Genomic DNA, 22,975 nt, shown 5'->3' on the forward strand with positions numbered 1-22,975 from the left:
AAAGAAGTTGACAAAGTGTATTATATTAACCAGTTAATAAACCGGTTAATAATGAGTTAAGGAGATATTGTGAAACGAGCTTTAAAATTCTTAGCCTGCCTTAGTCTGCTGGCCCTGGCCTTGTGTCTATGGGCTTGTCAGTCTCAAAAGGAATCCAGTCCCTCGCAAGGATTGAGGATTGTAACCAGCTTTTATCCTATCTACTCTATGGTCAAGGCTATATCGGGCGATCTGAATGATGTGCGCATGATTCAGTCTAGCAGCGGCATTCATGATTTTGAGCCTTCAGCCAATGATGTGGGAGCCATCTATGATGCAGATGTCTTTGTCTATCACTCACGGACCTTGGAGTCCTGGGCTGGCGAACTGAATCCTAGTCTCAAGAATTCCAAGGTTCAAGTTCTTGAGGCTTCCCAGGGAATGGAGTTGGATCGAGTCGCTGGCTTGGAAGATGTCCAAGCGGGAGAGGGAGTGGATGAGAAGACGCTCTATGACCCCCATACCTGGTTGGATCCTCAGAAGGCCGCAGAGGAAGCTCAGATTATCGCTGACAAACTGTCGGAGCTGGATAGCGACCATCGGGATACTTATCAGGCCAATGCTCGAAAATTTCAAGAAGAGGCCAAGGAGCTGACAGAACGCTATCAGGAGATTTTCGATAAAGTGCCCAACAAGACCTTTGTCACCCAGCATACAGCCTTTTCTTATCTAGCCAAACGCTTCGGGCTGACCCAGTTGGGCATTGCTGGTATTTCACCGGAGCAGGAGCCTAGTCCGCGTCAGCTGACAGAGATAGAAGACTTTGTCAAGGAGCATCAGGTGAAGACCATTTTTGTGGAAAGCAATGCTTCTTCCAAAGTGGCTCAAACCTTGGTCAAGGAGACAGGTGTACAAATCAAGGAGCTGAATCCTCTGGAAGCAGACCCAGCCAACCAACTATCTTATTTAGAAAATTTAGAAAAGAATCTAGCTGTTTTAGCTAAAGATTTGAAAGGATAAAAGACAACCATGAAAAAGAAATATTTCCTTGTTTCAGCAGCTGTATTAGCTCTCGGCGTCGGAACTTATGGGCTTATCCAATGGCAAGCTCAGCCCCGACCTCAGACCAAAGATAACAAAGTAGCCTATATTGAGGACAAGACTTCGGGTGACAAGACGGATAAAAATAAAAATTTGACATCTGAGCAATTCAATGATGAGGAAGGTATTGAAGCAGAGCAGATTGTCGTGAAAATCACAGACAAAGGCTACGTCACTTCTCATGGAGACCATTATCATTACTTTGACGGGAAGGTGCCTTTTGATGCCATTATCAGCGAAGAGCTGATTATCCGAGATCCTAACTACACGCTGCAGGAAGCAGATATTGTCAATGAGGTCAAGGATGGTTATATCATCAAGGTGGAGGGGAAGTATTATCTCTACCTCAAGGATGCCAAGCATACCAGTAATGTCCGCTCGGTGGATGAGATTGCTCGGCAGAAGAAGCTGCATAAGACCAAGGAAGAAGGCGATAGTGGCAAATCTTCCACAACAAAATCAAGTAGGACTCGCGATTTCAGCCAGCCCAGTAAGTCCTTAGCTGCGGGAAAGACAGCCGCAGACCTTGCAGGAGTTTCTTACCAAGGTCAAGGGGGATATAGGACGGATGATGGTTATACGTTTAGTCCCTCTGACGTCATCGAGGATACTGGCGATGCATTTATCGTGCCGCATGGCGGGCATTTTCACTATATTCCTAAGAGCGACCTGTCACCAGCAGAATTGGCTGCGGCTCAGAGCTACTGGAATAGCAGGCGGACCGGCGGAAGTGTGAATCCGCCTAACTACGGTAGGACAATAGCTTCTTCCAACACATGGAATCAGAATAGTGCTATCAATCAGGGTGGACTCGTCTCAAATCCGTCTCCACAGCTGCCAAATCATTCAAAGATTGAGCAGCCAAGTCCTGGCTTAGCGGTTACTCAGCCGAATTCATCTAATCCGCTTCTGCCGTCTCAGCCATCCTTGCCAAGTCTGCTGCAGCAACTCTATGCCCTGCCTCAGTCTCAGCGCTATCATGAAGGGGACGGCGTGGTGTTTGACCCGCTGAAAATCAGCCGCCGGACAGACAAGGGAGTTGTTATACCTCATGGAGACCACCATCATTTCATTCCTTATGACAAGCTATCAGACTTGGAAGCGAAGATTGCCCACTTGATTCCTATTGGCTATACTTACGAGCCGCTGGGCGATCCACTGCAAGCTTTGAAGCCTCAGCTACCGTCACAGCCTGATCACGACCATGGTTTTCATGCGGAGGCTGTCATTGGCAAGGACGACCAAGGCTACATGGTATCGCACGGAGACCATGCTCATTATTTTTACAAGAAAGACTTGACTTCTGAACAGATTCAAGCAGCGGAGCAGGTCTTGGCCAAGCAGCAGCCAGCAAAATCGTCTGCAGCAGTCAATGACGCTGAACGTTATTCACGCGATGCCAGCGATGAGGAAAAGATTGCTTATATCTGCCAAACCTATGGCGTTCCCAAGGAAGCAGTTCGCATCTCAAATGGCTTCTTTGTCTTTAATAACCCTGACCAAGCCTATGATCCGACTCATATCCACCCATATGCTGTTCGCAAGGAGCATGTCCGCATTCCTCTGGTAACGGGCAATGCAGAGCTGGACTTCATGAATGAGCTCTACACAACAGCCTTGCGCTCAGGTCTTTCGCCTTACAGTCTGCAGGTGGAAGATGGTCAGTTTGTCATTCCTCATGGCGACCACAATCACTATATTAAGATCCAGTCCAAGGGCGCAGCAGAAGCCTTGAAAAATCGTCTGCCTCAGATTCAATCTAAGTATGAGCAGGGCGATTATGATGAGGCCGCTATTTTGCAAAAAGTAGAAAGCCTAAAAGCAGACAGTCAGCGTCTCTATGCCGATGATCCTCTTATGCAGCGACGGATTGAGCTGGCTTTGGGGCAGTTTGTGGAAACCATGAAGAAGCTGCCTAGCAACTCAACAGCTGGTTATCTGAGCAGTCTGGATAACTTTGATAAGCAGTTTATCCATGTGGATCAGACGGTCAAGCCAATCCAAGAGACCGAGCTAGACAAGACCTATCAAGGACTTTTGGAGAGAATGAACCGGCTTGATACGGATAGCTATGGACTGAAGAAAGCTGACTTGCTGCAGCGTCTGCAAAATGCTTATGCTGGCCAGAATCAAGCTGAAATGGCAGAGCTAGGACAATTACTATCAGCTTTAGAAGATTATCATGATCGGACAGGCGTCACAGCGGTTGATTATATTCGTTATTTCTACCAAGCTTTAGAGGATGGGCGTTTGAGCCCTGAGCTGCGCAGAAAAGCAGCTGGGCTGACCTTGACACTTTATAAGTCTCAAGCCTTTATAGAAGCGACCAATCTTCAGCAGCTTTTCCCTGCCCTATATCAGACTAAAAAAGAGATTGCAGCAGCCCTTGCTAGCGGCCAGCCTTCTCCGTCCTATGAAAAAACCGAGCTGGATCAGGGAGAGCCAAATCAGCCAACCTACAAAGCCATGATTTATGACTTTTTGAAGGGGATTTATGATGATTTTGGCACCTCGGATGATAGCGAGAAGAGCGCTCAAGCGCTTGTCTTTCTTGGAAAAGCGCAGGAACTGCTTGGAGAGGTAAAGGACCAAAACAGCCGAGCAGACTATGCAGCTAGAATCTTAGAATTAGACAAGGAATTAAAGAGCAGCAGCTCAGATAAGCAAGCTCTGCTGGCAGCCAGTCAGAAGCTTTTGGATCAGATGAGCCGGACCATTGCCGGACAAAAGGAAGAGCCAGCTAATACGGAAAATCAGGAAGTTTATCAACAGCTTTATAATCTGCTCATGTCTATTCATCAGTATTTGGAAAAGAATCAAGGAAGTGAGCAGCAATACCAGCAGCTGGACCAGCTTTTTGATAAGCTCGGACAGAGAGCTACAGACAAGAAAGAGCTGCTTAAGGAAATCCTGGCCTTCCAGCAGTCACTCGTCCATCCTGAGAGAACAAACGAGTCTGATTCTCAGCATAGGGAAGATGATGACTATCATTTTAATCTGCAGGATATGGTCGGAGCGGATGAGCAAGGCTATCGGGTAGCCCATTTGGATCACGAGCACTATATTTACAAGAAAGACTTGTCAGAAGCCGAGCGTCAAGCAGCAGATGCCTATGCGGTGCAAAAAGGTTTCTTGAAAGCACCGGTTGAACAGCCTTCTTCTGCTCAGCTAGCAAGTAGCAGTGTTTCAGAAACTGCGCAAAGTGATAATCTACTTTCCGAATCTGCCACTAGAGAAGCAGCTCAAAACCAATCTGACAAACCAGCAGAAGCTTTGACAGCAACAAACCCAATTGGTCAATCAAGCTTAGCTGCGAGTTTTGGCATGACAGAGGAAGCATTCAACCAGAAATTGCAGGAGCTTTCTCAGCTCTACGGTGTCAGCCCAGAGGCTTTCAGCTACAATCCAGCAACCAGAAGCATCAGCTTTACAGGAGCAGATGGCCAGCTAAAAACTGTTCAGATTAGCTAAGCTTACATTTTGATGTAAAACAACAATAAAACGAATGATGAAGACCAAGCCAAGTCTAAAACCATCATTCGTTTTTGATTTTCACAACCCTATACTTATTTGATTGATATTGTGTTAAAATAAACAGAGACTGATAGATGAAAGGATTATCACCGTGAGAGAAAAAGAACTACCCATCAAAGAATATCTTAGAGTAAAAAAAGAAGCTATTTATAGCCGTGTTATTTTTTTGCTGACGGCCATTACAGGAGCTATTCTATCCTTTATTTTGATTCATTCAGGATCTAGGAATCTAATCTTTGAAAATGTTTCAATTGGCTTCGTTGTTTTTGCTGGTATTGTTATATCAAGGCCTTATTGGACAAAAAAGCAACAATACGAGGCCCAGTATCCAGAATTGAAAGGAATGTCTACAAGAGGTGCTGAAGCTTCTGGGAATTTTTGGGGAAAACATCTGATTGTATATCCAGCCATTCTTGTTTATATGGTTTGGGCCTTTTTCGCTTATTATCATCCTGTTCAAAATCAGGAAATAATAGATGTTGATCTTCCGGTGATTAGTACAGAAACTGAGTATAGTTTGGATTTTCCAAAATCAGATAGTTCAGCCAGCACTGGAGACAGTCAAGGAGACAATCAATCAGATGCTTCGTCGGTCGGACAAGATGAAAATGGAGAGTAGAGATAGATAAAGTTATAATTTGAAAGTTAGATTAAGGGATTGATTGCTAAAAAATTGTAAAATATTTAAGTAGTGAAATTTGAATCATAAAAAAAGAAACGAGAGAAAAATGAACAAAGAAGAATTCTTACGATGAATTTTTATCTGCGATTGAACGTCAAGGATACTATGAAATCAAAAATCCACGTGTCTATAAACCAGGCACTAATAAAATTGAGCAAGTTGAAGGAATTTTTAGAATTAACCAATGGAGTAACTAAATGAAGACATACAAACTCAAAAATAAAGAAAATTATAAACACTTTGTCAAACATTATCTAGAAGTAATGAGGGAAGGAAAAGAAGCAGAAGCTTTTCTAGGAACGGAAGCGAAGTATTGTTTTCGACAACGGGATTCTTATGAAGTGGATAGCACAGATATTAACGTATTAATGGAATATTGCTTGTACCCTCTGTATGTAGAAGGTGATAGGGATATAGCGCGCAGAACCTTTGATATCTTGAAAAATTTTAGCTTATCGATTGACTTAGTCAAATTAGATAAGGTGACTGATTTTATCTCTATTCAAAACTGGTTTTTAACTGAATATTCTAATCTTCCCTTTACCATTGAGACGGATGAATTGGTAAGAAATATTATAGAAAGTATCTCAAAATTATCAGATGAGCAGAAACGTACTTATACCTATGAAAGACTCTGTAATGTATCAGACCGTAGTCCATTATACAGACAGTGTGATGTAGAAAAGGTAGAGAAGATCCTTAAAGAATTCAAGGAAAAATACTACAATCCACCTAAGGTAGTAGAATTGTAGGAAATTAAATTAAGGATGTAGGGAGAATGGAGGAATTTTGATGACAAAACAGGAATTATTAGACTTTTTAAAATTTAATAGCAATAAGCCTAGATATTATACTGTACACTTAAATAAAAAAGTTTTAGAGCAGTTTGCGATAGGGTATTATCAGGATTTAAGTGCAAATAGATTTATAGTGTATGAGGTTACTGAACGTCAACAGTTACATGAAAAAGCTAGTTTTGAAAGAGAAAAGGATGCTATTGAAGAATTATATGAGATTGTAAAGTTTAGATGTAGGATTAAAAGTATACCTATTCAGTTAGATGTTTCAGAGATTGATGCAATCGGAACAAGTGATAAAGACTTGGAACTTTTATTAATAGATGGCAATCTTTGGCTTCCGGATACCGAAGAAGAGCATCTCTTGAGACTTCAAGAAAAACTCAACAACTATATCTACTTCCTCGAAAGCAAGCAGTATGTAGAACGATATGGTGATAACTTTGATAAAAAAGTCATTCATATCACATTACAGTATTCTCCATCTGACAACGGTCTAGCCTTTCTCGCAGCTGTTCAGAAAGTGTTACAACCTACAGATATGAGCTTGAAGGTAGAATTGCCAGAGTGAGAAAAAACCACAGAAATTCTTCGTGAACTTCTGTGGTTTCTTTTTTAATCTTGATAGGAAACAATGCCGATGATGGTATCGACAGCGCGTTCCATGGTTTCTAGGCTGACATATTCGAAGCGGCCATGCATGTTCTCGCCGCCGGCAAAGAGGTTAGGAGTCGGGATGCCCATAAAGGAAATTTTAGAGCCGTCAGTTCCGCCGCGGATAGGCTCGATAATAGGCTGGATGTCCAGACTTTCCATGACTGCTTTGGCGATATGGATAGGTGTCATGTCCTTTTCAATGACCTGCTTCATATTGTAATACTGGTCTTTGAGGGTCAGGCTAATGCGCTCGCTGCCCAGCTCTTGGTTCATTTTATCAGCAATGGCCTGCATAGCAGCTTTGCGATTTTCAAAAGCCTCTGTCTCAAAGTCGCGGACAATGTAGCTAGCTTGGGCTTCTTCGACAGTACCGGTCAAGTTCATCAGGTGGTAGAAGCCTTGGTAGCCCTCGGTCTTCTCTGGTCGGTCGGCTTCTGGCAGCTGGTTGTGGAAGTCAATAGCCAGCTGGAGAGCATTGACCATCTGGTCTTTAGCAGTTCCTGGATGGACATTGAGGCCTTGGAAGGTCAGCTCTGCTCCAGCAGCGCTAAAGGTTTCGTACTGGAGTTCTCCTAGAGGGCCGCCGTCTACTGTATAGGCAAAGTCCACATCGAAGTCTTCAGCGTCAAACTTATCAGCCCCGATACCGATTTCCTCATCTGGTCCAAAGCCAACTCGGATTTCTCCATGCTTGATTTCTGGATGGGCAGACAGGTATTCGATAGCAGTCATGATTTCAGCAATACCCGACTTGTCGTCTGCTCCCAGAAGGGTGGTTCCGTCAGTTGTAATTAAGGTTTGGCCCTTGTATTTATGGAGACTGGCGAAGTCTGCCGGATCTAAGTTAAAGTCGGACTGACCAAGCGGAATCACACCGCCGTCATAATTCTCAATGACCTGCGGCTGGATGTTTTCTGCGTTGAAGTCCGCCGTATCCATGTGGGAAATAAAGCCAATCTTGCGGGTAAAGCTAGGGTCGTTAGCAGGCAGAGTTCCAATCGCAAAGCCGTTGGGCAAGTAGTAGACATTTTCCAATCCAACCCGCTTCATTTCAGGGATAAGGACATTTTTGGCGAAGTCCACCTGACTTTGGGTGCTGGGTGTAGTAGTAGATGTCTCGTCTGAGCGCGTGTTGACCTTGACATAAGTCAGGAAACGCTCTAAAAGATTAGGATATTTCATAAATGCTCCTTTTTCATTTCATTTAAGTCTATTTTAGCATATTCAGGAGAGAGTGAGAAATGTTTTTCGTTTCTTGAGGGCAAAGGTAAAATCTAGCAATTAGTTTTATATCTTGTCGAAATCTGGTAAACTATATCTATGCAAATGGAAAAAACAATCAGCAAAGCTGTGATTTTGGGGGCTTCGGGAGGTATAGGTCGTCAGTTGGCTAAAGAACTGGCTCAAAGGACAGACCAGCTAGTCTTAGTCGGCAGAGATAAAGTTAAACTTACTCAGCTGCAAGAGGACTTGTCTGGAGTTCAGGCCAAGCTTTCCTGTAGAGTTTTGGATTTGTTGGATGCGGCTGCGGTAGACGATTTTGCTCAGCAGCTAGAGGCAGATCTACTGATTAATTGCTGCGGTCTGGCGAACTTTGGTCCAGCGCTATCTCTTTCGGAAGCAGATGAAAATGCCCTATGGCAAGTTAATTACCAAGTGCCAATTCGGCTAATGAAGCAAGTCGCAGAGCGCAATCGCAAGATAAGTCTTGTCCAGCTTTCTTCTTTAGCTGCCTTTTGTCCCCATCCTTATTTGGCAGCTTATAGCGCAAGCAAGGCCGCTTTGCAGACTTACTGTCTAGCCTTGCAAGAAGAGCTGCAACTTAAAGGCTCTGAGGTGACGGTTTGTCTTTACGTTTTAGGACCGGTTCGGACTGCTATCTTTCCTCCAGAGCTACAGGATGCTTTGGGTGGAAGTCAGTTGCAGATGAGCCCAGAGATAGCAGCACGGCGCATCATTAGACTTCTTCAGCAAGGCAGTTCTTATGCGATAGTGGGCAAGAGATATCGATTACTGGCTTGGCTCATGAAGCTACTTCCGCAAAGATGGATTATCCGTTTTATTGGTGCTTATCTACGAAAGGGGCTTTAATCATGAAACTTATTTTTTTCCTGCTGGCTACTGCTTATCTGCTTCTCTTTATCTTGCGTTGGCTCTTGTCTTTGGCTTATTTGAAAAAAGGGCAGAGCTCTGCATCGGACTTTCAAGAGGAGCTTTATACGGTGGTTCAGCCCATCCTATCTGGTGACCCTCGTTTGGAAAATGATTTATTAGCCAATCTCCAACAGACAGAAGCGGTTGAGTTTTACTGGCTGATTGATCAGTCTGACCCAGAGGCGCAGCGAGTGGCTGACAAGATTTGTCAAAATCCTTCTTATGCTCAGCGCATTCGCGTTTTTCTCATGGAGGATGTCCCTCAGGGGATTAATCCTAAGAGTTATAAGATTGAGCAGATTATAGATGAGCTGACTCGACCATATCTGATTGTTCTGGACGACGACAGCGTCATTGATTTTTCAAAAATGGGAGAATTGACAGATTATCTGGGTGAGAATGTTATTTTGACAGGCATTCCCTATAATCAGGAGCGAAGTAATTTCTGCTCCAAGCTAGTAGCAGCTTTTGTCAATGGAAATTCTTTCATTACTTATTTTACCATGGCAGAAGTCAAAGCCAATCACTCGATTAATGGAATGTTCTACATCCTACCACTTGAACTGGCTAGGGAGCAGAAGCTTTTCAGTGCTATAAAAGACTACCTATGTGATGATTTGGCTGTAGCTGATTTTCTGCGCAGCAAGGGAGTGGAGATTATCCAGACGCGGGTGACTTGTAATGTCCGGACTACCATCAAGGATGCCAAGCAATATTTGCTGCAAATGAAGCGTTGGCTACTTTTTAGCTCTATCTATCTGAAGGAACACTTGGACTGGAAGGTTATTATTTTAATTGCTCTACCTAGTTTCCTGCCCCTTCCAGCCTTGCTTATTAGTTTCTTTCTTGGTTGGTCTTTTGTACTGCTGGCTTTGCTTTTGCTCTTGGTCAAGGCGGTTTGGATGCTGGCTTATCGTCGCCTTATCCTAACCGGCCGGCCGTATCTGGATGAGGTGTTTTACGAGGTACTGAATGACCTTATCTTGCCTTGGCTTTTCCTCTATGTCTTGCTTAGTCCGCCTCTGATTAACTGGCGGGGAAGGAAGATTCGAGTGACGGATGGGAAAATCCGCTATGAGTAAGATGAAGCAGTACTTGGATAAGTTGGATTCTCTGTCGCCAGACCAAACCATGTTGAAATCTAGTAAGGTCTTGTTTTTTCTCAGTGGCAGCAGTCATTTGGAGAGCGCTAGTCTGACAGCAGGACAGCTTGAGTTTCTTGAGCAGATTTGTCCACCAGATTTCTCAGTAGTGCCCAGTAATTTTCCATTTAATCAGGGATTTGAGCACGGGAGAAAAACCCAAGTTTCCTTGTTGACAGCTTCCATTTCCAATATCCGTTACTATTGGCATACTCTCTACAATTCTCGCTTTCAGGAGGCTTTGCAGCGTCACTTGTCTCCTTTACTGGATGTTGAGGAGGCTGTCATTATCTGCAAAAGCTCAGGACTCAATATGCTAACCCAGTGGCTGGAGGATTTGGGTGAGGAAAATCTGCCGATCAGACTGAGAGTGATTGCGCTGGGGCCTGTTTCACGGAGACTCCTAAATCGCAAGGATATTGACTTGCTGGTCATCAAGGGCAGGAAGGATATTTACAGCAGATGTCTAGATGGCCATCTAACTGATGTGATGGTGGATAGCAACCATTTTGATTATGAATACAGGGAAGATGTGAAAGGATTAGTTTATGACTGGATTAGAAAAAGTGATAAAGATTGATGTGATTAGTGTGCCATTTAGTGGGCATTTGCTGCCTACTTTGACCTTAGTCAAGCCTCTGCTAGCGGATCCGCGTTTTCAGATTCGGGTCATCACTGGATGCCAAAAGAAAGAGTTAGTAGAGGAAATCGGTTTTGATTGTCTAGCACTCTTTCCAGAAAGACCGACAGTGATGGAGGACATCGCCAACACCCCGCAACAAAGCAATCCCCTGATTACCTATCAGCAGTTTCGGGCTAATTCTAGACTAATTCCAGAAGTTATAGACGAATTAAATCGAATTTGGCAAGAGGGCAGCAAACCGGATTTGGTCATAGCAGATTTTGTTGCTTCGCCAGCGGGAATGATTTCTGATCGCTTTGGCATTCCCTGGATAACTACGATTCCGAGTCCGGTTGCAATTGAGTGCCGGACGACAACGCCGACCTATTTGGGAGGATGGAAACCTCATCAGGGTGTTTTATACAAGTTCAGAGATGCCTTAGGCAGGCAAGCTATTCGCTGTGGAAAGAAAATGGCCTTTGCCTTGGTCCGGAAGAGTTTGGGAGACTATCAAGATTTTAAACTCTATCGGGAAGATGGGACAGAAGCCATTTATTCGCCTTATTCTATCTTGGCTTTGGGCATGAAAGAGCTGGAGTTTCGAGATGATTTTCCTAAGCATCTTCGCTGGGTTGGCTACAAATGCCTGTCCTTTGATCGCCTGCCTGCAGATCATGAGTCTTATTTTGAGACCGATAAGAAGAGGGTTTTAGTGACTTGCGGTACGCATTTGAAATGGGAGAAGGAGCGCATGGTGGAGCGAGCGAAAAAGCTGAGTCAGCTCTACCCAGATTACCTCTTTTACGTCACCTTGGGAGAAGCTAGTGGCTTGGGAAATGTTCCGAAGAGACTGGCGGAAAACCTGCTGCTCTTTGACTATCTGCCTTATACAGATATTCTGGATAAGATAGATTTTGCCATTCACCATGCGGGGACGGGTATCATGATGGCCTGTATTGAGCATGAGATTCCCAGTCTCATTTTGCCGCAGGATTATGACCAATTTGACAATGCAGTTCGTGCTGAGCTAGCCCAAGTAGGGCTGGTAGCTCGCAGAAAGACCGATGCAGAAGTGCTGCGCATTTTTAAGGAATTGACGAATCGCACGGACTGGTCTCAGTTGAAAATCCTTGCCCAGAAAAGTAAAGAATATCAGCCTACAGAGATTCTCTATCAGGAGCTGGGGCGCCTGCTCAAGCTTGATTTATAACTGGAGAATTCAACAAACTATTAAAGCATATCTCCAACATTAAAATATCTGAATTATTAAATTTCCCTATTCTTTTCAAGGAATAGGTTTTTTGGTCTATTCAAGTCTTTTTTAAGATGTTAAAATGAAAGTGATTACAAGAAAGTCGTTGGAAAGTCAACTTGGCTTTCTCGGTGTGACTGAAGAGGAAAGATAATGAAGAAAGCAATTCTAATGATGACTTTTGGCTCGCCAGAGGAGATTAGCTTTGAGGGAGTGGCTGAATTTTTTACCAATATTCGCCGCGGTGTCAGGCCGCAAGACCATGAGATTCAGACCCTCTATGATAACTATGTCCTCATCGGTGGAACGCCTCTGCAGCGTATCAGTCTAGAAGAGGTGGAAAAGGTCCGTCAGCGTTTATCTGGTGAGTATGCGGTTTATTTTGCCAATAAATTCTCACGTCCTTTTATCCCAGACGTGATCGAGCAGATGGAAGAGGATGGTATTGAGGATTGTATCTGTTTGATTCTAGAGCCGCATTTTTCTTACTATTCTGTCATGGGTTATGAGAAGTTTATCCAGAGTGATCGTATCCGCTTTAATATCATTAAGGAATGGTATCAGGAAGAAGCTATTCTTGGTTATTGGGCAGAGGAGCTGAGAAAGATTCTTACAGAAGAGGTTAGAGAAGATACCTTCAAGATTTTCTTTTCAGCCCACAGTGTGCCTATTCTGGCCTTGGATTTCGGAGATCCTTACATTGATCAGATCTATGACAATGCCCGTTTGATTGCTGAAAGGTTAGGTCTGACAGAAGAGGATTATCTCAATGTTTGGCAAAGTGAGAGTGACATCGGACTCCCTTGGATCAAACCTGACGTGCTGGACTACATGCGCCAGCAAGAAACACATCCGCAGCATTATATTTTTGTGCCGATTAGCTTTATCAGTGAGCATATAGAGGTCCTTTTTGACAATGACGTGGAGTGTAAGGAACTTTGCGATGAACTGGGTGTTGCTTATCACAGACCTCCTATGCCCAATGCAGACGACCGTTTAATTGAGGCCCTGATTCAAACTATCCGTCGCCATGAGCATGAACCCTTCAAAGAATGTTTTCCAGAAGAAGAAACCTTCGATGAATTGCAGCCGTCGGAGGAGAGCAGCCAGATTCTTGCAGAGGATGAAGAGCTGAAAATGCCAGATTTCGTCAAGAAACTGATTGAGAAAAAAGGGCGCGAGAATGTTAAGATGCCGTATTTTGTCAAGAAAATGCTGGAGAAAGCAGGAAAGCTGCCCAAGAGTTGATTGTTCATATTCGTTGATGATTTTATAAGATTATTCTAGAAGGAGAAAACCGTGAGACTTTGGCACCAAGATTTGATTGAAAAACTTCCGCGCCAGCAGCTTTTAGGCCAGCATCGAGAGTGCGCAGCTTTACGTGGACGAGGTTGGGGCAAGCCGCATGCGACGGTCAACTATGTTTTTGAGCACAGCCCTTATCGTCTATATGCTTATCACCTGCTTATTATGGGGGAGATGCAGAAGCGGGGCTATCAGCCAGATACCCTTTGGATGGACAAGGACTACCGTGGCAAGACCTGCCCGCCTTACCATGAGTTGCCAGCTGAGGAGCTCGAACATCCCATTTATCCGGAGCATGACGCAACCTATCTGCAAGAATGCTTGGAAAATCTGAAAGAAAAGGGAATAGAAATTTTTTGATTTCCAAGTGCCAAGACGGCATGGTATTAAGGTTATAGAACAAAAAAAGGAAGAGACGTTGCTCTTCTTTTTTGACTTTTACAAATTCAAAATAAACTTTTCAATAGCAGTAGCAACCCCATTTTCTTCACAGCTGTCTGTGACGGCATCAGCTAGGCTTTTGACATAGTCTGAAGCATTTCCCATGGCAACACCGAGACCTGCATATTCCAGCATCTCGATGTCGTTGTTGGCATCACCGATTGCCATGATTTCCCGAGGGGTGATGTCTAATTGTTTAGCCAATCGCTCTAGGGCAAAGGCTTTGGTCACACCGGCTGGCATGGCCTCGTAAATGACTGGCTGGGAGCGAACGCCGCTGAAACGCTGGCAGATTTCTTGGCCAAAGTCAGCTTCAAAAGCATCAACCTGCTCTTGGCTGCCTAAAAACATAGCTTGAAACATTCTGTGTTGACCGCTGCAAGCCTCATCGAGACTAATCTCGGTTGGAGAAGTAAAGACCAAGCTAGCATCATTCACGACATAGGAACTGGCTTTTTCTCCGACGACGAAATAATGCTCTTCATCAAAGAGAGTCAGCTGGACAGGGCTATTTTCAGACAGGGAGTAGAGATAGCGAATATCCTGACCGCTCAGCTCTTGCCAGTCCACCAGACTCCAGTCGCTGGTCTGGTGTGTAGCGCAGCCATTGTCCACGATGACATATTCGTTTTCTTGTGCAAGGCCCAGCTTGTCATAATAGGACTTGACGCCAAACAAGGGACGGCCTGTGCAGAGAACCAATTTGACTCCTTTTTCAATAGCTCTGTGCAGAGCTTCGATGTGAGCCTGGGGAATTTCTTTTTTGCTGTTGAGCAAGGTGCCGTCCATATCAAGTGCAAGAATTTTTATCATAAAGTGTCTCCAAAATTATTCTCTGACTAGTATAGCATAATTTATAGAGAAAGTCCGAGTCTATAGGAAAAATAACTGGTCTTGTGTTATAATAAATAGAATACCCTAAAAGGATGAGAAAAATGAATTTAGAAGATTTGAAAAAACGTCAGGAGAAGATCCGCAATTTCTCCATCATTGCCCACATTGACCACGGGAAATCAACCTTGGCTGACCGAATTTTGGAGGCGACTGAGACGGTTTCCAGTCGGGAAATGCAGGCCCAACTCTTGGACAGCATGGACTTGGAGCGGGAGCGCGGTATCACCATTAAGCTCAATGCTATTGAGCTCAATTATACTGCCAAGGACGGTGAAACCTATATCTTCCACTTGATTGACACGCCGGGACACGTGGACTTTACCTATGAGGTATCGCGGTCGTTAGCGGCCTGTGAAGGGGCTATTTTGGTCGTTGATGCGGCTCAGGGGATTGAGGCTCAGACCTTGGCCAATGTCTATCTAGCACTGGATAATGACTTGGAAATCCTGCCAGTCATCAATAAGATTGACCTGCCAGCTGCGGATCCAGAGCGGGTGAGGGCAGAGATTGAAGACGTGATTGGGTTGGATGCTAGCGAAGCCGTATTGGCTTCTGCCAAGGCTGGCATCGGAATTGAGGAAATTTTAGAGCAGATTGTGGAAAAAGTTCCAGCTCCGACTGGAAATGTAGAAGCACCACTCAAGGCCTTAATCTTTGACTCGGTCTATGATGCCTATCGTGGGGTAATCCTGCAAGTGCGGGTGATGGACGGTGTGGTCAAGCCGGGAGATACCATTCAGCTCATGAGCAATGGCAAGACCTTTGACGTGACTGAGGTCGGCATCTTTACGCCCAAGGCCATTGGACGCGATTTCCTAGCAACAGGGGATGTTGGTTATATCGCAGCCTCTATCAAGACGGTACAGGATACTCGGGTCGGAGATACAGTGACCTTGGCGGACCATCCAGCTGCAGAGCCACTAGCTGGCTACAAGCAGATGAATCCTATGGTATTTGCCGGACTCTATCCGATTGAATCTAACAAATACAATGACCTACGCGAAGCTTTGGAAAAACTCCAGCTCAATGATGCCAGTCTGCAGTTTGAGCCAGAAACATCACAGGCATTAGGATTTGGTTTCCGTTGTGGTTTCCTGGGTTTGCTGCACATGGATGTCATTCAGGAGCGTTTGGAGCGTGAGTTTAATATCGATCTCATTATGACGGCACCGTCCGTTATCTATAAGGTCAATATGACAGATGGGGCGTCTATTGATGTGTCCAACCCGAGCGAGTTTCCAGACCCGACCAAGATTGATTCCATCGAGGAGCCTTATGTTAAGGCGCAGATTATGGTTCCCCAGGAATTTGTTGGAGCGGTGATGGAGTTGGCTCAGCGCAAGCGTGGGGATTTTGTGACCATGGACTATATCGATGATAATCGGGTCAATGTCATCTATCAAATCCCACTTGCTGAAATCGTCTTTGACTTCTTTGACAAGCTCAAGTCCTCTACTCGTGGCTATGCTAGCTTTGACTATGAAATTTCTGAGTATCGCTCGTCCAAGCTGGTGAAGATGGATATTCTCCTCAATGGCGACAAGGTTGATGCCCTTAGCTTTATCGTTCATAAGGAATTTGCCTATGAGCGTGGCAAGCTGATTGTAGACAAGCTCAAGAAAATCATTCCTCGTCAGCAGTTTGAAGTACCTATTCAAGCCGCTATCGGACAGAAAATCGTGGCTCGGACAGACATCAAGGCCTTGCGTAAGAATGTCTTAGCCAAGTGTTACGGTGGTGATGTTTCTCGGAAGCGCAAACTCCTAGAAAAACAAAAAGCCGGTAAAAAACGGATGAAAGCTATCGGTTCTGTCGAAGTCCCACAAGAAGCCTTCCTCAGTGTCCTGAGTATGGATGAGGAATAAAGTCTTATAGCCCTAGGTAATATATCCTAAAAGGAGGAAAATCATGAAACGATCGTATCTGCTTGGAGCAGTTCTGGCATTAACTTCACTTACTCTTGCATCGTGTGCCAATTCTGGACAAAAGACTGGTCAATCTAGTTCTTCAACCAGTTCCAGTGCACAAGTGAAAAAGAAGTCTTCAAATTCTTCTTCTAAAAAAAGCAAGAACAAAACCAATCAAGAAACAAAACGTGTTGGTTCTCCAGAGTTTGGTTATATCGATATCCCAAGTAAATGGATTAAATTTTTTGATGCAGAGGTTGAGGGACTTATCCAATATACCGACGGTTCTGCTTATAATATCGTTACCATGAATGCTGTTTCCAAGGCAGAAGCTGAAGTAGCAGATGGTGAGACTTTCAATGCAGAAACAATTGCTCAGCATGTAGCCTATAATTGGAGTCAAAAAGATAATATTGAGAAGATGTGGGGCTCTAAAAGTACTGTCTCAGGAATAGAAGCCTTTCAAATAAACATCATTCTGAAATCGGGGCAACTTGCTAATACATTAGTTTTCCAAAAAGATGACAAAGTCTATATACTATCCTTTGAAGGCGACGAAGAAACTCTTGATGATTTCATTACAAACATGAAAGATACTTGGAGCCTTGATGGCAAGGGAGCAGTCAGCGAATAATAGTTTAAAAAACAAGAGGCTTATTTAGTAAGTCTCTTATTTTTTCAGTGTAGAAGCTAATTATGTTTCACAAAAATATAGTAACAAATCAGAAAAAACGTTCAACTACTATCAAATCTAAGTAAAAAGGCTTACAAAAATTTGTAGGTCTTTTCTTAAAATCCGAACGTTAGGAAATCTTTTTTTGATTTTACTTGACATTTTCTGAAATAGGAATATGATAAAATGTGAACACTGCATAAGACAAATCTTGTGCGTGTTCGAAAATAATAGAGCGTTGCATCCGTAAGTCAATTTGACACGGCTCTTAAAAAACAAAAGGAGAAAGAATGAATACTTATATCCAAAAGAAAATCGCAAACATGAAGCTGACGCTTTCTGAAATGTCTGGTGGCTACAAACGAATGGTGACTAGCATGAAGAAGCTCGGCTTTTCTGGTACCTTGAAGCTTATCTGTGACGATTTGTTTGCTCATCGCAGTCTAGGTCAATGGGTTTATCTCTTGATTCTAGGGAGTTTTCCGCTCTGGCTAGAGCTGATATATGAACATCGCATCGTGGATTGGACAGGGATGATTTGCAGTCTGACTGGGATTATCTGTGTGATCTTCGTTTCTGAAGGACGGGCTAGCAATTACCTCTTTGGTTTGATCAATTCTGTGATTTACTTGATTTTGGCTTTACAGAAAGGCTTCTATGGCGAGGTTCTGACGACTCTTTACTTTACCATCATGCAGCCAATTGGCCTCTTAGTGTGGATTTATCAAGGTCAGTTTAAGAAAGAAAAGCAAGAGTTTGTTGCTCGTAAGCTAGATGCTAAAGGATGGACAAAATATCTATCACTCAGTGTGCTTTGGTGGTTGGTCTTTGGTTTGATTTATCAGTCTGTGGGGGCCAATCGTCCTTATCGTGATTCAATCACGGATGCGACAAATGGTGTAGGACAAATCTTGATGACGGCTGTTTATCGCGAACAGTGGATTTTCTGGGCAGCGACCAATATTTTTTCTATTTACCTCTGGTGGGGTGAAAGTCTTCAGATTCAAGGAAAATATTTGATCTATTTAATCAACAGCTTGGTCGGATGGTACCAGTGGAATAAGGCTGCTAAAAAAGCATAGTCCTATAAACGGAAAAAGAAATCGGATGCTACAATATCTCTCTTTCCTTTTGTCCTAAAAATATGGTAAACTAGTATTAGTAAAATTTATTAGATTTAGGAAGGAATGACCATGAAAAAGAAGTACTTTCTGCTCTCCCTGACAATCTTAGCCGGTCTCTCTCTATCTTCCTGTAGCCTTATTAAGAGCTATAGCAGTCGGAAACCATCTGATTCTTCCAGTCGGGTTTCCCTGAGAGATGACAGCGATACAAGCAGTAGTAGTCGTAGAGAAAAAGATTCGTCAAAGACAACTGGTACTATGCGCGTCGGCTCTGATGATTATGGCTATATCAGTATTCCTGATAATTGGATTAAGTTTACAGACGTAGATGGTGGCGACAGTGTCCAGTATACGGATGGAAGTGGCTATAACATTGTCACGATGAACGCTTATACAAAAGAAAAAGCCAATATCGGAGAAGGTGAAGAATTCAACGCTGAAACCATTGCCCAACGTATTGCCTACCACTGGAAGGATAATAAGGAAGTTGATGATTTTTGGGGAGCAAAGAGTACTGTAGCCGGCAATGAAGCCTTTCAGATTAATGTTATTTTAAAATCTACTCAAAATTTAACGGTTTGGGTCTTCAAACAAGGCGATAAGGTCTATATGATGTCCTTTGAAGGCGATGAAGATACTCTGTATGAGTTTATCCCCTATATCGAAGATACATGGAGCGTCAGCAAGGACGGTGGAAAAAGCATTTAGCAACCGCATTTGATAATTGCTCTCTAAGTTCATAAAAAGCAAATCTGGGACTCGTTCTCAGATTTTTTTGTGAGATGGATTATATCATATTCTTTGAGTTTGATAAGATTTAAGAAGGCTCATTTTATGATATAATAAAAAGAATTTGAATAAAGAAAGAAAAATATATGACTCAAGAAATCGACCTTGAAAAGTACCATCAGTTAGCTCTGCAGAAGCAGAAAGAGCACCGAAAATTTTTAGCCAGTCTCAAGAAAAAGCCACCAAAAGACCTCGATAAGATTGCCCAGCAAATCCATGATGAGGTCTTTGAGGAGATTGACTGTACAGCCTGCGCCAATTGCTGTAAAACTCTGGGGCCAGACTTTAAAGAAGCCGACATTGTCCGCATTGCCAAGTATTTCAAGATGAAGCTGCCAGCTTTTGAAGAGGAGTTTCTGCAGGTGGACGAAGACGGTGACAAGGTTTTCAAGGCCATGCCTTGTCCTTTTTTAGGTGGTGACAATCTCTGCTCAATCTACGATGTCCGTCCCAAGGCCTGCCGTGAGTTCCCTCACACAGACCGCAAGAAGATTCATCAGATTAATCATCTGACAATCAAAAATACCCTGACCTGTCCTGCGGCTTATCTCTTTGTGGAGAAGCTGAGGGATAGGTTGTAGAATCCCCCCCTCTAAATCTTGTACAAAAATTCTAGGGCGGAAGTACCTTATATCTGTTAGACTATAGTTAGAATTGAACACGGTCTAAAAGCTGTGTGAAAAAGATAAAATTTTCTCGGAGCAGGAGCCCCTCCGTCAATTATCCAATTTTCACTTTGCTTTTAACGGCCTTAGTATCTTTTGTGAGGTGAAAAAGAATATGATGCATCAATTCAATCGAACCATGGAATATCTGGAAAGCAAGTTGGACGCAGAAGTGGATTTGCAGCAATTCCAGCAGCTGTCAGGCTATTCTTATGCTCTCTTTAGCAGACTCTTTTCTATTCTAGCAGATATGACTTTAGCAGAATATCTACGCAATCGCAGGCTGTCAGAAGCTGTGACGGACTTGCGGGAAAGTTCTGAGAAAGTCATTGATATAGCACTGAAATACGGCTATGAGTCTGCGGATGCCTTCAGCGCAGCCTTCAAGAAATTCCATGGTGTGACCCCCTCAGAAGTTCGAAATGGAAAACCTTATCGGGTCTTTCCTAGACTTCAATTATCCTTAAAGATTACAGGAGGAAAGAACATGGATATCAAGATTCAAAAGAAACCTGCTTTTACCGTGGCAGGCGTCCTATTGGAAGCTATTGACAATAGTCAGTGCCCGTCTGCATGGGAGCAGCTCTATGCAAATCACAGCTTTGAAAGCCTAGAAAGTCTGGGCAGTGGCCAATCCTTTGGTGTCTGCTCGGATGTCAAAGAAGGCGAAATCATCAACTATATGGCTGCCTATGATGTGAAGAATAAAGCTAAAGCAGAAGAACTAGGTCTGTCAATTAAAGAAATAGCAGAAGCCGAGTATGCCATCGTACCGGTCAAAGGGGCTATACCAGCCAGTATCCACCATGCTTGGAAATATGTCTTGGAAGTCTTTTTTCCAGAAACTGGCTATCGCCACACAGGAGCACCAGACTTTGAAGTTTACACAGAGGGAGATATGTCCTCGCCAGACTATCAAATGGAACTCTGGATACCAGTGGTGAAATAAAATGGTGATTTCAAGTCGTTTTAGGTGTTGATTACAGAGGAGGATGATGCTATGCAGATGTATTTTGGGGACGTTTCTCTTTGTTATACATATTCACTTGCGATGGCGCTGCATTCGTATGGTTATGATGTTCGCCCTGAGTTTTTGGAAGCCATTATGGTGATGGGAAATGGCGCTAGTATTGTAAAGGAAGATGAAAAACACCCGCTAGTCTTCTTTGATAATGGGATGCCAGATAGTTCTATCAGTCATTCTTTAAACATTCTGGGTTTTACCTATGATGAATACTATATAAAGGATTCTAATACAGTGAATCTTCTGTCTATCAGAGAAATGTTAAGTAAGTTTTTGCTAAGTGGCCCTGTTGTTCTTGGCCCTTTGGACATGGGTTATCTCACTTATAATCCCAATCATATCCATTTGTATGGGGTGGACCATTTTGTTTCGGTTTATGATCTAGATGATGACTTTATCTATTTGCATGATCCAGCAGGCTTTGCTTGTATGAAAATGAGTTTCTCAGAATTTTCGAAAGCCTGGGAAGCCAAAAATATCGACTATAAAAGAGGTTCTTTCTCCATGTGGGGAAACTTTAAAAAAATCAAATCTCCTACTTCCAAAGAAGTTTACCAGAAAACATCTATGCTGATGAAGCAACAATATGAATGTGGCGAGGAGAACGTGATAGTAAGATATGCTAAGTCGGTAGCGGACAATGGCTTGAATGAAGAACAAAAACATCTTCATCAATACTTTAGTTTCAAATTAGCTTCTATCAGAAATTTATACATGAGCAACTTCTTAAAAGACCACGATACGGTCAGATCTGAACTAAAAGAAAATTTAGCAAAATTGTTCGGCCAAGCTCATCTATGTTGTATCAAGGAAGATTACCAGAAACTATCAGAAGTCTTGTTTGATATTGCAGCACTAGATAATAAATTTAGAGATTTGTGCCTTCGCTATAAAGTAGAGTAGAAGAAGTGGGAAAAACGAAAATGCTGTTTGGTAATGTAGCAGGATCGAAACAAGAGCCACCAGACTATCAAATGGCTCTCTGGATACCAGTGGTGAAATAGATTAGAAACCAGCCGTTCGTTTTTGAGCGGCTGATTTTTTGGTGGCTTGTGGTATAATGAAGCTACTACAGTTACAGAAAGGATTTCAACCTTGTCATACAAATTTCTACTATTCGACCTTGACCATACGTTGCTGGATTTTGATACGGCTGAAGATATTGCCTTGACTCATTTTTTGGAGGAGCAAGGCGTAACGGAGATTCAGACCTACAAAGACTATTATATTCCCATGAACAAGGGGCTTTGGCGGGAACTGGAGCAGGGTAAAATTACCAAGCCAGAGCTGGTCAATACTCGCTTTTCTAGACTTTTTGCACATTTTGGTATTGAGAAGGATGGAGCAGAGCTGGCCTTTCTTTATCAGCAGCATATTGCTCAGCAAGGACAAACTTACGCTGGTGCTAGCGAGCTTTTGGACAACTTGACAGCTGCTGATTATGAGATTTACGGAGCGACCAATGGCATCACGGCTATTCAGACCGGCCGCATGGCCCATTCCGACATTTCTCCTTATTTTAATCATATTTTTATCTCGGAAAAGATGGGGACTCAGAAGCCTGAAGCTTTATTTTATGAAAAAATAGCAGAGCAGATACCAGATTTTGACCTGTCTCAGACTTTGATGATTGGAGACTCCTTGACAGCTGATATTGCTGGCGCTAATAATGCCGGACTAGACTCTGTCTGGTACAATCCCAAGCAGTTAGAAAATGAAAGTCTTTTTCAACCGACCTATACCGCTTATTCTTATGACGACATTATCAGACTATTGGTTCCATAAGGAGACTGCAAATGAAAAACTATTGTTCTTTTAAACAAGAAAGACTAATCTAAAAAAATTTTAACTCTGTCAAGAAAAAAACTTGACAGCTGTTTTTAATCTGCTATAATAGAACATGTGCTTAATAGCTTTGCTATTTCACCAAAAGAAAAAATAAAGAAAAGAGACCTTAATAATGGCAGTAAAAATCCGTTTGACTCGTATGGGTTCTAAGAAAAAACCTTTCTACCGTATCAATGTTGCAGACTCACGTTCACCTCGTGACGGACGTTTCATCGAAACAGTTGGTACTTACAACCCACTTGTAGCTGAAAACCAAGTGACTTTGAAGGAAGACCGTATCCTTGAGTGGTTGGGTAATGGTGCACAACCTTCTGATACTGTACGCAACATCCTTTCAAAAGAAGGCGTATTGAAGAAATTCCACGATTCAAAATACTCTAAATAA

The 22,975-nt window shown here is 43.1% G+C and carries 22 protein-coding genes; 20 read left to right on the top strand and 2 right to left on the bottom strand.

The genetic code is table 11. From position 1 onward, the window contains the following. Nucleotides 1–69 precede the first annotated feature (69 nt). From J1C81_RS05265 to J1C81_RS05285, 5 genes are all read left to right on the top strand, one after another. Nucleotides 70–999, top strand: coding sequence for a metal ABC transporter solute-binding protein, Zn/Mn family (locus J1C81_RS05265; protein WP_002914994.1), 930 nt, complete (start codon nucleotides 70–72; stop codon nucleotides 997–999). A 9-nt stretch (nucleotides 1,000–1,008) separates the two neighbouring features. Next, on the top strand, nucleotides 1,009–4,551 hold the full coding sequence (locus tag J1C81_RS05270) for a pneumococcal-type histidine triad protein (RefSeq protein ID WP_002914995.1): 3,543 nt from the start codon (nucleotides 1,009–1,011) through the stop codon (nucleotides 4,549–4,551). 154 nt (nucleotides 4,552–4,705) lie between these two features. Further along, nucleotides 4,706–5,233, top strand: a complete 528-nt coding sequence (locus J1C81_RS05275; RefSeq protein WP_002914996.1) for a hypothetical protein — start codon at nucleotides 4,706–4,708, stop codon at nucleotides 5,231–5,233. A gap of 260 nt (nucleotides 5,234–5,493) precedes the next feature. Continuing rightward, nucleotides 5,494–6,048, top strand: coding sequence for an NAD glycohydrolase inhibitor (locus J1C81_RS05280; RefSeq protein WP_002914997.1), 555 nt, complete (start codon nucleotides 5,494–5,496; stop codon nucleotides 6,046–6,048). A 40-nt stretch (nucleotides 6,049–6,088) separates the two neighbouring features. Then, nucleotides 6,089–6,664 (top strand): DUF6572 domain-containing protein, encoded by a 576-nt coding sequence (locus tag J1C81_RS05285; RefSeq protein WP_002914998.1) that lies wholly within the window; start codon nucleotides 6,089–6,091, stop codon nucleotides 6,662–6,664. A 44-nt stretch (nucleotides 6,665–6,708) separates the two neighbouring features. On the opposite strand, the gene pepT is transcribed toward J1C81_RS05285, so the two are convergent. After that, a complete protein-coding gene (gene pepT / locus J1C81_RS05290; protein ID WP_002914999.1) occupies nucleotides 6,709–7,932 on the bottom strand; it encodes a peptidase T in 1,224 nt (407 codons plus the stop codon). A 138-nt stretch (nucleotides 7,933–8,070) separates the two neighbouring features. Here pepT and J1C81_RS05295 point away from each other — a divergent pair, with 138 nt between their 5' ends. The 6 genes from J1C81_RS05295 to J1C81_RS05320 all read left to right on the top strand — a co-directional run bounded on the left by J1C81_RS05295 (nucleotide 8,071) and on the right by J1C81_RS05320 (nucleotide 13,585). After that, entirely contained in the window at nucleotides 8,071–8,841 is a 771-nt protein-coding gene (locus tag J1C81_RS05295; RefSeq protein WP_002915000.1) for an SDR family NAD(P)-dependent oxidoreductase, read from the top strand. Between the two features lie 2 nt (nucleotides 8,842–8,843). Further along, nucleotides 8,844–9,986, top strand: coding sequence for a glycosyltransferase (locus J1C81_RS05300; protein ID WP_002915001.1), 1,143 nt, complete (start codon nucleotides 8,844–8,846; stop codon nucleotides 9,984–9,986). Continuing rightward, entirely contained in the window at nucleotides 9,979–10,626 is a 648-nt protein-coding gene (locus J1C81_RS05305) for a hypothetical protein (RefSeq protein ID WP_002915002.1), read from the top strand. The genes J1C81_RS05300 and J1C81_RS05305 overlap by 8 nt, the downstream gene beginning before the upstream one ends. After that, the gene (locus J1C81_RS05310; RefSeq protein ID WP_002915003.1) at nucleotides 10,595–11,878 is read left to right on the top strand and encodes a glycosyltransferase; all 1,284 of its coding nucleotides are present in this window, start codon (nucleotides 10,595–10,597) and stop codon (nucleotides 11,876–11,878) included. The genes J1C81_RS05305 and J1C81_RS05310 overlap by 32 nt, the downstream gene beginning before the upstream one ends. 195 nt (nucleotides 11,879–12,073) lie before the next feature. Continuing rightward, nucleotides 12,074–13,168 carry a ferrochelatase gene (gene hemH, locus J1C81_RS05315; protein ID WP_002915004.1) on the top strand — a complete coding sequence of 365 codons (1,095 nt, stop codon included), beginning with the start codon at nucleotides 12,074–12,076 and terminating at the stop codon, nucleotides 13,166–13,168. A gap of 51 nt (nucleotides 13,169–13,219) precedes the next feature. Further along, nucleotides 13,220–13,585, top strand: coding sequence for a TIGR02328 family protein (locus tag J1C81_RS05320; RefSeq protein WP_002915005.1), 366 nt, complete (start codon nucleotides 13,220–13,222; stop codon nucleotides 13,583–13,585). Between the two features lie 78 nt (nucleotides 13,586–13,663). On the opposite strand, the gene J1C81_RS05325 is transcribed toward J1C81_RS05320, so the two are convergent. Continuing rightward, nucleotides 13,664–14,479, bottom strand: a complete 816-nt coding sequence (locus tag J1C81_RS05325; RefSeq protein ID WP_002915006.1) for a Cof-type HAD-IIB family hydrolase — start codon at nucleotides 14,477–14,479, stop codon at nucleotides 13,664–13,666. Between the two features lie 122 nt (nucleotides 14,480–14,601). On the opposite strand from J1C81_RS05325, the gene lepA reads away from it, so the two are divergent. From lepA to rpsP, 9 genes are all read left to right on the top strand, one after another. After that, complete coding sequence (lepA, locus tag J1C81_RS05330; protein WP_032909703.1) at nucleotides 14,602–16,425, top strand: translation elongation factor 4; 1,824 nt, start codon at nucleotides 14,602–14,604, stop codon at nucleotides 16,423–16,425. Nucleotides 16,426–16,468: 43 nt separating this feature from the next. After that, on the top strand, nucleotides 16,469–17,101 hold the full coding sequence (locus J1C81_RS05335) for a hypothetical protein (protein WP_002915010.1): 633 nt from the start codon (nucleotides 16,469–16,471) through the stop codon (nucleotides 17,099–17,101). 329 nt (nucleotides 17,102–17,430) lie between these two features. After that, nucleotides 17,431–18,222 (top strand): nicotinamide riboside transporter PnuC, encoded by a 792-nt coding sequence (gene pnuC / locus J1C81_RS05340; protein ID WP_002915011.1) that lies wholly within the window; start codon nucleotides 17,431–17,433, stop codon nucleotides 18,220–18,222. Nucleotides 18,223–18,327: 105 nt separating this feature from the next. Beyond that, complete coding sequence (locus J1C81_RS05345; protein WP_080556974.1) at nucleotides 18,328–18,972, top strand: hypothetical protein; 645 nt, start codon at nucleotides 18,328–18,330, stop codon at nucleotides 18,970–18,972. A 167-nt stretch (nucleotides 18,973–19,139) separates the two neighbouring features. Next, entirely contained in the window at nucleotides 19,140–19,634 is a 495-nt protein-coding gene (locus J1C81_RS05350) for a YkgJ family cysteine cluster protein (RefSeq protein WP_002897432.1), read from the top strand. A 199-nt stretch (nucleotides 19,635–19,833) separates the two neighbouring features. Then, a complete protein-coding gene (locus J1C81_RS05355; protein ID WP_002915013.1) occupies nucleotides 19,834–20,667 on the top strand; it encodes an AraC family transcriptional regulator in 834 nt (277 codons plus the stop codon). 51 nt (nucleotides 20,668–20,718) lie between these two features. Continuing rightward, nucleotides 20,719–21,645: a hypothetical protein gene (locus J1C81_RS05360; protein WP_032909704.1), complete on the top strand. Its 927-nt coding sequence runs from the start codon at nucleotides 20,719–20,721 to the stop codon at nucleotides 21,643–21,645. A gap of 192 nt (nucleotides 21,646–21,837) precedes the next feature. Continuing rightward, nucleotides 21,838–22,527 carry a YjjG family noncanonical pyrimidine nucleotidase gene (locus J1C81_RS05365; RefSeq protein WP_032909705.1) on the top strand — a complete coding sequence of 230 codons (690 nt, stop codon included), beginning with the start codon at nucleotides 21,838–21,840 and terminating at the stop codon, nucleotides 22,525–22,527. Between the two features lie 175 nt (nucleotides 22,528–22,702). After that, nucleotides 22,703–22,975, top strand: coding sequence for a 30S ribosomal protein S16 (rpsP, locus tag J1C81_RS05370; protein WP_002895310.1), 273 nt, complete (start codon nucleotides 22,703–22,705; stop codon nucleotides 22,973–22,975).

The organism is Streptococcus sanguinis, from assembly GCF_050225395.1.
Taxonomy (GTDB): domain Bacteria; phylum Bacillota; class Bacilli; order Lactobacillales; family Streptococcaceae; genus Streptococcus.

Excerpts from the sequence above, each read along its gene's own strand:
- J1C81_RS05355 (WP_002915013.1), top strand. The coding sequence starts at position 19,834 with ATGATGCATCAATTCAATCGAACCATGGAATATCTGGAAAGCAAGTTG.
- hemH (WP_002915004.1), top strand. The coding sequence starts at position 12,074 with ATGAAGAAAGCAATTCTAATGATGACTTTTGGCTCGCCAGAGGAGATT.
- J1C81_RS05280 (WP_002914997.1), top strand. The coding sequence starts at position 5,494 with ATGAAGACATACAAACTCAAAAATAAAGAAAATTATAAACACTTTGTC.
- J1C81_RS05310 (WP_002915003.1), top strand. The coding sequence starts at position 10,595 with ATGACTGGATTAGAAAAAGTGATAAAGATTGATGTGATTAGTGTGCCA.
- J1C81_RS05305 (WP_002915002.1), top strand. The coding sequence starts at position 9,979 with ATGAGTAAGATGAAGCAGTACTTGGATAAGTTGGATTCTCTGTCGCCA.
- J1C81_RS05360 (WP_032909704.1), top strand. The coding sequence starts at position 20,719 with ATGCAGATGTATTTTGGGGACGTTTCTCTTTGTTATACATATTCACTT.
- J1C81_RS05300 (WP_002915001.1), top strand. The coding sequence starts at position 8,844 with ATGAAACTTATTTTTTTCCTGCTGGCTACTGCTTATCTGCTTCTCTTT.
- J1C81_RS05325 (WP_002915006.1), bottom strand. The coding sequence starts at position 14,479 with ATGATAAAAATTCTTGCACTTGATATGGACGGCACCTTGCTCAACAGC.
- pepT (WP_002914999.1), bottom strand. The coding sequence starts at position 7,932 with ATGAAATATCCTAATCTTTTAGAGCGTTTCCTGACTTATGTCAAGGTC.
- J1C81_RS05345 (WP_080556974.1), top strand. The coding sequence starts at position 18,328 with ATGACCATGAAAAAGAAGTACTTTCTGCTCTCCCTGACAATCTTAGCC.
- lepA (WP_032909703.1), top strand. The coding sequence starts at position 14,602 with ATGAATTTAGAAGATTTGAAAAAACGTCAGGAGAAGATCCGCAATTTC.
- J1C81_RS05350 (WP_002897432.1), top strand. The coding sequence starts at position 19,140 with ATGACTCAAGAAATCGACCTTGAAAAGTACCATCAGTTAGCTCTGCAG.
- J1C81_RS05295 (WP_002915000.1), top strand. The coding sequence starts at position 8,071 with ATGCAAATGGAAAAAACAATCAGCAAAGCTGTGATTTTGGGGGCTTCG.
- rpsP (WP_002895310.1), top strand. The coding sequence starts at position 22,703 with ATGGCAGTAAAAATCCGTTTGACTCGTATGGGTTCTAAGAAAAAACCT.
- J1C81_RS05335 (WP_002915010.1), top strand. The coding sequence starts at position 16,469 with ATGAAACGATCGTATCTGCTTGGAGCAGTTCTGGCATTAACTTCACTT.
- J1C81_RS05285 (WP_002914998.1), top strand. The coding sequence starts at position 6,089 with ATGACAAAACAGGAATTATTAGACTTTTTAAAATTTAATAGCAATAAG.
- pnuC (WP_002915011.1), top strand. The coding sequence starts at position 17,431 with ATGAATACTTATATCCAAAAGAAAATCGCAAACATGAAGCTGACGCTT.
- J1C81_RS05270 (WP_002914995.1), top strand. The coding sequence starts at position 1,009 with ATGAAAAAGAAATATTTCCTTGTTTCAGCAGCTGTATTAGCTCTCGGC.